General features: G+C 65.5%; 1 protein-coding gene. It reads right to left on the bottom strand.

Translation table 11 applies throughout. From position 1 onward, the window contains the following. Positions 1 to 1955: acetate--CoA ligase (acs, locus tag ACFQ4E_RS20470; protein ID WP_386806388.1), on the bottom strand; the 1955-nt coding region annotated here is incomplete at its 3' end. Positions 1956 to 1969: the final 14 nt, after the last annotated feature.

The following is a 1969-nucleotide window of genomic DNA, read 5'->3' as shown; positions in this document are numbered from 1 at the left end:
CTGTTCTGCCGATTTTCGATGAGGTCGTCGACGACCTCGGGTTCGGCGAGGGTGGAGGTGTCGCCGAGGGAGCCGTAATCGTCCTCGGCGATCTTGCGCAGGATGCGGCGCATGATCTTGCCGGAGCGGGTCTTGGGCAGGCCCGGGGCGAACTGGATCAGGTCGGGCGAGGCGATCGGGCCGATCTCGTTGCGGACCCAGTTGCGCAGCTCCTTTTTCAGCTCGTCCGAGGGCTCGTGGCCGCCCATCAGCGTCACGTAGCAGTAGATGCCCTGGCCCTTGACGTCATGCGGGTAGCCGACCACCGCGGCCTCGGCGACCGCGTCATGGGCGACGAGCGCGCTTTCGACCTCGGCGGTGCCCATCCGGTGGCCCGAGACGTTGATCACGTCATCGACCCGGCCGGTGATCCAGATATCGCCATCTTCGTCCCGGCGGCAGCCGTCGCCGGAGAAGTAATAGCCCTTGTACTGCTGGAAATAGGTGTTCTCGAAGCGCTCGTGATCGCCCCAGACGGTGCGCATCTGCCCTGGCCAGCTGTCGGCGATGACGAGGACGCCCTCGGCGGGGCTTTCCTCGATCACCTTGCCGCTCTCGGGCTCGAGCACCAGGGGCTTGATCCCGAAGAAGGGCTTCATCGCGGCGCCGGGCTTGGTGGCATGGGCGCCGGGCAGGGGGGTCAGGAGGTGGCCGCCGGTCTCGGTCTGCCACCAGGTGTCGACGATCGGGCATTTTCCCTTGCCGACCACGCGGTTGTACCAGTCCCAGGCCTCGGGGTTGATCGGCTCGCCGACCGTGCCCAGCACCTTGAGCGAGGACAGGTCCGAGCCCTCGACGAAGCTGTCGCCCTTGCCCATCAGGGCGCGGATCGCGGTCGGTGCGGTGTAGAACTGCGCGACCTTGTACTTCTCGACCACCTGCCAGCAGCGCGAGGCGTCGGGCCAGGTCGGCACGCCCTCGAACATCACCGTGGTCGCGCCGTTGGCGAGCGGCCCGTAGACGATGTAGCTGTGGCCGGTGACCCAGCCCACATCGGCGGTGCACCAGTAGACGTCGCCATCGTGGTAATCGAAGGTGATCTCGTGGGTCAGGCTCGCATAGACGAGATAGCCGCCGGAGCTGTGCACCACGCCCTTGGGCGAGCCGGTGGAGCCGGAGGTATACAGGATGAAGAGCGGGTCCTCGGCGCCCATCTCCTCGGGCGGGCAGTCGTCCGAGGCGGTCTCCATGGCCGCGGTCACGTCGATGTCGCGGGCGTCGTCCCAGGCCACGTCGCCGCCGGTGCGGCGCACCACGAGGCATTTGACGTCCTCCGAGCAGCTCTTCAGCGCCTTGTCGGCATTGGCCTTGAGCGGGGTGCGCTTGCCGCCGCGCGGGGCCTCGTCGGCGGTGATCACCACCTTGGCTTCCGAGCCGTTCACGCGCTGCGAGAGCGCATCGGGCGAGAAGCCCGCGAAGACCACCGAATGGATCGCGCCGATCCGCGCCGAGGCCAGCATCGCATAGGCCGCCTCGGGGATCATCGGCAGGTAGATCACCACCCGGTCGCCCTTTCCAACGCCCTGATCTTTCAGGATATTCGCGAATTTCGAGACATTTTTATGCAGTTCACGATACGTGATATGCAGCGCCTCATCCTTGGGATCGTCGGGCTCCCAGATGATCGCAGTCTGGTCGCCACGGGTCTCGAGATGGCGGTCGATGCAATTGGCCGCGACGTTCAGCGTGCCGTCCTCAAACCACTTGATCGAGACATTGCCGTAGGTGAAATCGACGTCCTTGACCTTGGAGGGCGCCTTGATCCAGTCGAGCCGCTTGGCCTCCTCGGCCCAGAACGCCTCGTTCTCCTCGATCGACCGCGCATACATCTCGTCGTATTTCGCCGCATCCACATGCGCCCGCGACACAACCTCGTCACTCGGCGCAAACGTCGCGTTCGGATCGTGATGACTCATCTCTGTCTCCTCCT

Source organism: Litorisediminicola beolgyonensis, from assembly GCF_042679605.1.
GTDB classification, from domain to species: Bacteria; Pseudomonadota; Alphaproteobacteria; order Rhodobacterales; family Rhodobacteraceae; genus Litorisediminicola; species Litorisediminicola beolgyonensis.
Note: the sequence above shows the minus strand (reverse complement) of the source record. Positions and strands in the feature narration are given on the sequence as shown.